At 35.5% G+C, this 9,694-nt stretch carries 4 protein-coding genes; 3 read left to right on the plus strand and 1 reads right to left on the minus strand.

Features of this window, described 5'->3' with window-relative positions:
• From E5358_RS12865 to E5358_RS12875, 3 genes are read left to right on the plus strand one after another with little or no spacing between them, the layout of a single operon-like run.
• The gene (locus E5358_RS12865) at positions 1 to 3,645 is read left to right on the plus strand and encodes an AAA domain-containing protein (protein ID WP_135940584.1); all 3,645 of its coding nucleotides are present in this window, start codon (positions 1 to 3) and stop codon (positions 3,643 to 3,645) included.
• Positions 3,599 to 9,127 carry a DarT ssDNA thymidine ADP-ribosyltransferase family protein gene (locus E5358_RS12870; protein ID WP_135940585.1) on the plus strand — a complete coding sequence of 1,843 codons (5,529 nt, stop codon included), beginning with the start codon at positions 3,599 to 3,601 and terminating at the stop codon, positions 9,125 to 9,127. Before E5358_RS12865 ends, E5358_RS12870 begins: the two co-directional genes overlap by 47 nt.
• Positions 9,124 to 9,381 (plus strand): hypothetical protein, encoded by a 258-nt coding sequence (locus tag E5358_RS12875; protein WP_135940586.1) that lies wholly within the window; start codon positions 9,124 to 9,126, stop codon positions 9,379 to 9,381. The genes E5358_RS12870 and E5358_RS12875 overlap by 4 nt, the downstream gene beginning before the upstream one ends.
• An 8-nt stretch (positions 9,382 to 9,389) precedes the next feature.
• Here the strand turns inward: E5358_RS12875 and E5358_RS12880 are convergent.
• On the minus strand, positions 9,390 to 9,694 hold a 305-nt coding region (locus E5358_RS12880), incomplete at its 5' end, for a transposase (protein WP_277821304.1).

Genomic DNA, 9,694 nt, shown 5'->3' on the forward strand with positions numbered 1-9,694 from the left:
ATGGGATTCGATACAAATTTACAGAAAGAGATATGGCTTAAGCATATTGAGGTGCAGGAACGAGTTCTCCAACTTAATTCTGCCCCTATTGCTATCGAGCCAGAATCCATACAGATTTCCGGACAAAGGTTAAGACTTAGTGTGTGCCAAACAGATGAATTAGATGCTAAAATTGACAAAATTAAGTCTTTCTTTGGCGTTAGTGATGAAGCTATTGACAATAGCAATGACACTATCGTCTGCGACGCACGCTTTAGCCCAAATCTATATGATATCTCTCAATTGGCTGAAGATTGCCAAAAATATTATATACAGTTATCAAGGAATCCAATAATAGAGGGTGTAATACGCTCGCAGAAATCCACTTTTTCAAAAATTGTCAAGGCATTGAAAGAACAGGGAGACCAATATGACGTTGACAGTAACAGAAGACTTCAGGTCACTGTGGAGGCACTTCGAAAACTAGATAATGATTCAGATATACCTTGTGGTATTCTTCCAAAGAATGCCAGTGGAATATTCAGCATTTCACCGACACCAGCCTATTTCATTAGGAAGTGGTTGTCCATCGAATGTAGCCATTCACTCAAATACGAGAACTTCAAGATTGAAGGTGTCGAAGAGCGTAGATTAAGACGAGTATTAACGATACATGATAAATATTTTAGTGAATCAGCACTACAAAAGTTTAATGAACTTTGGGGGTTAAGATTATTCTCATTTGATGTTTATGTAAAAGTCTCAGAAGACATCATGAAGGAATATGATTTTGAGAAATCTTTATATGACTTTCCGGATTCACAGGATGGTATTTTCCGTTATCACTTTAATGCCAAATCCAATGATAACAATGGAAATCTTTCCATCATTAGAGGAAAATGGCAGGTGGATTTGCTGAAAAATATATGCTCTTCAGAATTCGGCGATAACAATTATCAGTTTCATATAGATTATAATTATCTATATGATTCCAAACTATATCATCAAAATGTAGATGGTATAAATCTTTATGATTTCTTCCAAGATTTGAAAGACACTATTTCTGAAGAACGTATCTCCATAAGTGAATCAAAGCAATCAATCGGTGTGGATTTTGACTGGAGGATCACAGCTCCAGATCAATTACGAATTGAACTTAGCAACAAATATGACGACTTGGAAGTATCGATTTTTTCCAATCATAGATGCAATGTAGAAATAAGTGACAAGAATGCAGAATGGGAAAAGATAGAAACCTTCCTTAAAAAAAACTTTTCATCTTTAAAGACTTACATAAGTCCAAAAGATGGATCAATGCACTTTGTTCAAGAATATTGCACGCAAGAACAAGCTTCACAATTCCAGATTTCATTGTCAACATCACTGAATGAATTAAGGAAGTTAGGATGCGAGTTTGAAATACATGCAGACCCAGTAGGAAAAAAAAGATACCTGTTACGTATTGATCAGAATAAAATTGTCGAAAACAAAGAAAACGTAGTCAGCACTCTTCGTGGTGCAGAGTTCACAGTAAGAGGCCATTCTATAGGTAAACTATTTAAAGTCATTTTCCCGGAATTGTTAATAGATATTTCTTCTGCCGACTATAAATTTAACGAAGAAGGAGCTCTCACTTTCAATCAAATTACTCCAAATTTGGAAGGTGATATGGAAAAAATTAAACGACTGAAAGACGCTTTCGACAACATTTCAACAGGGAAATGTGTCAAAAATTCTAATATCAGTCAATTCATCTTTGATGCAACAAAAGCTGCTCCAACCCAAGACATAGAGTTTTATACTAACGAGTCCAGCGACTATTATCAAGAAGTCAAAAGCAATTTACTTAATAAACAAATCAATCATTCTCAGTTAGATGCAATCATCAAATGCCTGAAAGCCAACGACATTTCTTTGATTCAAGGCCCTCCGGGAACTGGTAAATCAACAGCAATTGCGGAGCTGATATGGCAGCATATAAGATTGAATCCACAGGAAAGGATTTTGCTGACCTCTGAAACAAATCTTGCCGTTGATAACGCTATTGACAGAACTGTCAATAGCACTCATAATCTTGTAAAGCCTATACGTTTCGGATCGGACGACAGACTTGCAGTAGAGGGCAGACAATTCTCTATAAATGCAATGGAGCAATGGGTTGAAACTGGGAAATTCGATTATATCGAAAATCAGGACGAGTCTATAGCGGATGACGAAGTTCAAACTAAAAATGGGAAGATGATTCTCGAGAACTGGTTAGACAACATTAGGAAGCGTATTGACCGAAGCAATATGGACTATAGATCTGTTTCTTTGTGGGAACATATTCTTGAGAATCCAGACAAACCTCTGAGACAACTCATATTTGATCAATATAAGGCTCATTGTAATGTTGTAGGAGCTACTTGTAGTTCTATTGGCGAAAAAAATACAAAGAACAGACCTACTAAATTCTTTATGAACTATTGTTCTGTATTTGGAGAAGTTGGAACAAAGACAATATATAAAAGAGGTAATGATTTCTCTGATAAAGAGGAAGAACTTAAGATCACGACTTACAATTGTAAAGATGGAATCTCTTTCACAACGGTTATTCAGGATGAGTCAAGCAAGGCTACTCCTGCTGAGTTAGCATTACCTCTTGTATATGGTAAGAGGAACATTGTAATTGGTGACCATCGTCAATTGCCACCTATGCTTGACAAGGAAGAATTCGTGAATACCCTGGAATTCCTTTTGGACAACGCTTCAGGAGAATCCGAATTGCGTCAGTTAAGAAAGTTAAAGTCCTATGTCTTAAAGAATTTTAAGGAAATGGAAATATCACATTTCCAGAGAATATATGAAAATATTGACCCAAGTCTTAAGGGGAAATTCACTCAACAATACAGAATGCATCCTGATATTAATGAAGTTATCAAGCAATTCTATGAGGACAATGATAATTCCGAATCTAAGGATGGACTTGTCTGTGGACTAATCGACCCTATTGACTTAGGTGTCAATGACAAAAATATGACAAATCCTTTTTCAAGATATCATGGTATTCAGATTGATGATTTTATCTGTGGAGAGTCGTTGTCGCCAGACAATCATGTTGTTTGGATTGATGTCAACTCTCCTGAGATGATAGAAGGAACATCAAGAGTCAACGAAGGAGAAGTAGAAGTGATATCCCATATTCTTGAAAAATTTTCGATATCTAACTCTTTTAGAGAATATTGTGATAAATGGACTGATGAAGACGATAAAGAGATTGGAATTATCAGTTTTTATAGCAAGCAACGAAACAGAATCAGAAAGATGTGCAGATCTTTTAACAATCTGTCTATGAAGATTGATGTCGTTGACAGGTTTCAGGGCATGGAACGAAACATTATCATCGTGTCCATGGTTAGAAGCAATACTATTGTTTCTGATTCGCAACAAGAACCGAATTTCGCCGAGTATGAGTTAGGATATCCAGAACAGACTGATTTGGGATTTGCACAATCACCAAACAGACTAAATGTTGCACTATCTAGAGCTAAAAGACTGCTAATTATTATTGGAAATAGCGAATTGTTTAGACAAAAAGACATCTATAACAATGTATATAAAATCATAGAAGCTAATTCCAATGGCAAGATTATTAAATGCAATCCATATGAAGACCTTCAAAAATAAGATAGCAGGGGCACAACTTATTTACAAATCCAAGTCATCGGATTCTGCCCTAAGAGCATGGCCATTGAAAAAGACTTCATGCAAAATACTTTTGTATGAAGATGAGCCGTGTTCAGACATAGACCAAATTATCTGTTCAACACTATACTTTCATGATGGCACACTAAAGACAGATGATTTGGCCACATTCCTCGGTTTTAATGTGATAGACAATAATGAATCCACCCCAAAGAGATATAAGGACGATGCTGAAATATGCATCTTCAATAAACTGCTCGAATCATTAGAAAGAGATGAACTAATTAGCAAAGAGGAAGATAAAATTATTTTAACCTCTTTGGGTGAATTCTCTGTAAAACAAGGAAAGAAAAGATTCTACTATGAAGCAGAATGCCGATTTTTTGAGAACTTCAGTTTGATGAACGATAATGTAGCTCCATTTCCTTTCAGAGATGCACTTTCTGTTATAACGACAATTTATAGCAAGAAGAAAATTTCTTACTATAAATCTCTGCAATCCTATGATATAGTTCCTCAAATCAAGGAGGATGAAAATGCATTGGTAAACGCACTTCTTGAACAGATGCCAGTAGGTACAAAAGTATTTAGAGCGTCATTAGTGTGCAATAACTTCTGTATTGAAAGTGAAGGGATTGATGTCTCCATATATAACAAAAATGGAGAAGACTTCATTGTTGTATTTACAAAAGATGGTTCTATCAGTGAATATGCTTCGGGACAGCTTAACAATAAAGCAAATAACAAAATTAAGAGTATTAAAGTAGAATGGGGTTATTATCTTAGATTATTGAATGATCCCAATGCTTCCTTGGACTATAATAGTCTAAAACCTTTCGAAGACATTATTGAATGGGGAAAGATTGTCAAAGATGTTAGATTCTGTTGGAATGATCATAATCTGTTTAATATGCTTTCCAATTACATTGATGCAAACATATGGCACGATGTCTCATCTGTATGTCCAACAGAGGACATACAGACGTATGTGATGGAATCTTCAGAGAATTGGGATTGGAGTATTCTGTCTGCAAGACTTGAAGGGTCGTTCATAATAGAACATGCCTCAAATTTTCCATGGGATTTTGACATTGTAGTTCACAATACAAATGTTACCAAAGAAGATATTGAGAAACTCTTAGTTGATCCAAATCTCACATCTGTACAATGGCTTTGGAAGGAAATTATGCCATCATTGTCGGATGATTTTATAATCAAACATATAGATGATGTTTCTTTCGATTTATCTTTAATAACAGAATCAGAACCCAATCTTGTGGAGTCGTTGATCTTAAAATACCCAGACAAAGCATGGAACTGGGAATACATTTCACGCACATACGATCTGGACTATATATTAAATAATATCAATCTTCTTTCTAAGAGATTAAATATGCAAACATTAACTATCCGAGCACTAAGTTCGGAAGAATTTGCATATCAGTATTGCCAATCTCAAAGTTACAAAGACGAACTTAAGAATATTGTCGAAACGTCCCACTCTCCTTTCAATGTCAATTCATCGAAACTTATATGGAATAATGAAATCATTGACATGCTTGAAGGAATTGGGCTGTTGTCTTGGTGCGTGCCCATTATTGGAGGCTTCGAGTCAAATTCACACATCAATTGGGATAAAGAGTTCTTTAATAACTATTCTGCTAAAATCTCTACCCCATCAGGCTGTTCTTGCGTCACATATAGAGTAACAGACTTTACTATTGTTGACGAACATCCTGAGTTCTCATGGGATTGGAGTCTGATCTCTTCAAAATCAGAATGGATTAAAGTAACTAATTTTGTAGTAAAACACATAGCACAGTTGGATCTTGATATTGCTTTTGACTTATTTTCTAGTGACACTTTCTGTGTATTGTTTGAATACCCAGAGATGCAAGCCTTCTTGTCGTCACACCCAGAAAAAAAGTCTCGAGCCACAGAACTTGCTGCTCTTCAGCTTGTAAAGAATCATATTAATTTTGATTGGGATTGGAATCTGCTTACAAATAAAACGATAGATTCCCTGAAGATTGATAAATTGGGTGATGAGCGCTGGGTTAATAAGTGGAACTGGAGTTATTTGTCAGAGCATCTGCCAATTGACGATATTTCAGATCATTTATTTCAATATCAGGATTATTGGAACTGGATAATTCTAACCAAAAGACTCGCCAGAAATGTAATCTTAGCAAATCTGGCTGATTTTTCGGACAAATGGGATTGGGTAACATTAGTAAATTCCATCTTCACAAAAGATGATTTAAATATTAATGGTTTTTTACCTTCCATCGCTACGATAATCAGTCTAAAGGATGATGACTCTAAGATAACTCTTTGGGGGAAAATCACTAGGCGTTTTACTTTGGAAGAACTGTATGGTCAAATACATCAAACATTAATGTTGGAAGACTACTCGTTACTATTTCTATGGGATCTCACGTATGTATATGACCATAAAGACTTCAGTCTAAACGAATACATCAATCAGTATCCTGAAGATATCAATTGGGAACTACTATCAAAATCCAAATCTGCAGAAAGACTTTTCTTTTACGACAAAAGCATACTCAGCTTTAAGATGTGGTTAGAGATGGTTAAATCTCTTTTACACAATGAGGATTACTATTGGGATTTTTGTGCCTTGTCGCAAAATGATGCGATCAATTGGCATCCTGCCATTTTAAAGATTCGAAAGAAGCAATGGGACTGGCAGTATTTGTCACAGCATAGCAAATGTTTCTCTGATACCACAACCACATCTGGACAATCAAAACTGTCCACAAACATTAAGTTATTCAAAGATGTTGTCGAATTCAGCCTTTTATCAGTAAGGCCAGATATTGTATTTAACGACAATCTACTCAACAACTTCATTGATGAAGATTGGAATTGGAAAGCAATATCCGAATCAAGCAAGTTAAGAATAAACAATAATTTCTTGATTGAAAATCAAGATAAAGACTGGAATTGGGAAAGTCTCTCAAAGGGACGATGCTTAGTCATAGACAAAGAATTGCTTGAGAATACAAAACAGAGGGCATGGGATTGGATTAGCTTGTCTTCAAACACAGGCTTGAAACTATCTCTGGCAGAACTACTTTCTCTTAATATTGTTAATTGGGATTGGAGTGCGCTAAGTAGCAGAAAAGATATACCTTTTGACAATGAGAGCATATTGTCCACATTGGATAAATCCTATATTACCTGGGATTGGAATGCGTTGTCAACAAGAACAGATCTGCAATATAATGAGGAGTTAATATTAAAGATATGGCAAAAGCCGATGGATTGGAAGAGTATTTCAAGAATGAACTCATTTATCCCATCCATAAATGTTCTATCAAAAATTTCAGCTTTTGACCTTGATTGGGATGCGATTTCTCAGAACATATATCTCTCAAAGGAAGTTTTATATCCATATAGAGAAAAGCTAAATTGGAAGTACATAAGCCAGTCTGAAACTTTCCAGAAACTTGGAATAGAATTCTACCGTAAATATAAAACATACTTAGATTGGTCTATTATCTCCAGTGCTACAGAATTTACTCTTTCTATTGAGAATCTGAGTGAATTTAAGGATATTGTTGATTGGAGAATTATAAATCAAAGAAATGATCTCAAGTATTCAAACATACTTCTTGATAAATTCGCAGATTATATTGATTGGTCTAAGGCTTCTAATGCTAATACTATCGAATTTTCAGTTGATTTTGTCAAGAAATTTATTGATAGATGGGACTGGCCAGCATTATTCAATAATCCTCTAATCATTGAAACTATAGACAAGTATGCGTCTGCTTTCAAAGGGCAATTGAACGGAATCAAATTTATAGAACGTTTTTCTGATCCAACCCCTAAAGTTTATCACTTTGCCCATCTATTCAATGCGGTAAGTATTATCAAGTTAAGAAAAATCTTAAGCAGAATCGGTGGTAAGGGTTTATTTGAGAACTCTGCAGGAAGTAATGTTCACAGAAGAAATACAGCACATCATTATGCTAGATTCTATTATCGTCCACAAACACCAACTCAATACTACAACGAAGCTTTAGGTGAAGATTCACATTCCTCTAAAGAGAAGTGGGTGTTTGGAGGCTATGACTATCGAGGAAGAAAGATTTGGAATTCATATCTCGAATGTCCAACAATAAAATATTGGGGTGCACAAAAATTGGGTTCTCCGAAATGTCCAATGCCGGTATTCTTTGAATTCGACTTACGAGAGATTCTGAATCATTGTTTGGATAAATGTTACTATAGTACTGGTAATATGCAAGGTAACAACAGCCAGGTTGTCTCCATTGTAGAGAATCCAAGCAAATTAAATACCTTGTCTCTGTATTTTACTATTAAAGATGGTATTGATACATATAAAGCTTATTCTCAGCAAGAATTTCTTGTTTGGAATGAGTTGGATTTCTCATGCCTTAAGAATTTTAGAATAGTCTGCTACAATGAAGAGCAGGCGGAATTATTAAAGATGCAATTAGGCGATGATCCTATTTGTAATCATATCACTACAGATCCATATACAAGTTCTGGCATCGAAATCTTTCACAGAACTAATAGGACAATAACTTTTGATGAAACAGAGGAAACTCTTAGTATTTCTACCAACTACAGAGATTCTAGTTCTATCATTATCGAATGTGATGATGTTGATAATCTAAATATTATCGACAAGTCTCATATTACCAATATATCTAATGGTAAGATTCAGGCATATCCTTCAATCAGTATAATTAAACCAAGTATCCCGATTACAATCAGATTTATGGATTTGCAAAAATATGACAGTAATTCTTGGGTAATATATACTAACGAGAAAAATACAACAAGCTCTATGGCTTCGTATCCTATTATTACAGACCAACTTGTAAAACGGTTTGAAGAAGAAACATTACGACTTCAGATTACTCTAACTAAGTCGCTATTTAAAAGCCATATGCTAAACTCTTATCATGGCATTGGACACACAGTGAGAGTCATGTGGAACGCATTTCTAATAGCATGCATTGACAAAACTGTTAGCAATTCGATGCTATCTTCTGTTTTGTATGCTTCTTTGATTCATGATTTAGGCAAAAATAGTGATACTGAAGGAGAAATACATGGAGAAAATTCTGCGAATCTTTATAAAACGAAGATAGAACAGTTCTGTAACCCGGAAGACGCGTCGTCCATACTAGAAGCTGTAAAATATCACTCTATAGATGATAGTAAAACCCCATCAATAGTTAGATGCAACAAAATATGGGAGATTCTTAAAGACGCCGATGCTCTTGATCGCAGTAGACTGCCAGGAAGAGGATGTAACCCTACATTCTTAAGAAATATGATATTCTCTACTGGGAACGGGAAAGTGCTTCTATCTCTTGCAAAAGAAATGCCATCATTAACTAGCGCATGCTCTTGGGACGAACCCATTAATGAACTAGTAAATGTAATAAATATTGTCAAATGATAAAAAAGATAATTCAATCAATATCAACAAATTGTTCCTTTTCTATCGAAGAATTAAAGAAGTATAAATATATTCTTGATTGGGATAGTATTTCTTGCAATAAACAAATTCAATGGACTGACGAGTTAATTGAGGAATTTTCCGATTATTTGAATTTTTCATGGGATGGTCTTGCAATGAACCCATCTCTGCCTATAACAAGAGACTTTTTAGCCAAGTTTCGTAATCTTATAGAATACGCGAGTTCGGGATAAGAAATCATTTAAAATAGCTCCATCTGGCTTGATTTCTCCACATGCACGTGCATAGCCTCGGGCTTGTTGTCAAAGAAGCAGTATGCAGTCAGTGCGGAGCAGATGTTCATTATGAAGTTGTGCACAGACCTGTGCCTTGAATGTACAATCTCCGCCTTGTTCTTCAGCAGGTCATTGATGCATTCGATGACATACCTCTTCCTCAGCATTATCTTGTCATACATTGGCATGAGCTTGTTCTTCATGTTCGCCTTCAGTCCATGGACAAGGTGTATCCCGTTGCTGAAGAGACTTTCGAAGAGTTCCTTCTTGA

The sequence above is a fragment of the Palleniella muris genome (assembly GCF_004792655.1).
Lineage (GTDB): Bacteria > Bacteroidota > Bacteroidia > Bacteroidales > Bacteroidaceae > Prevotella > Prevotella muris_A.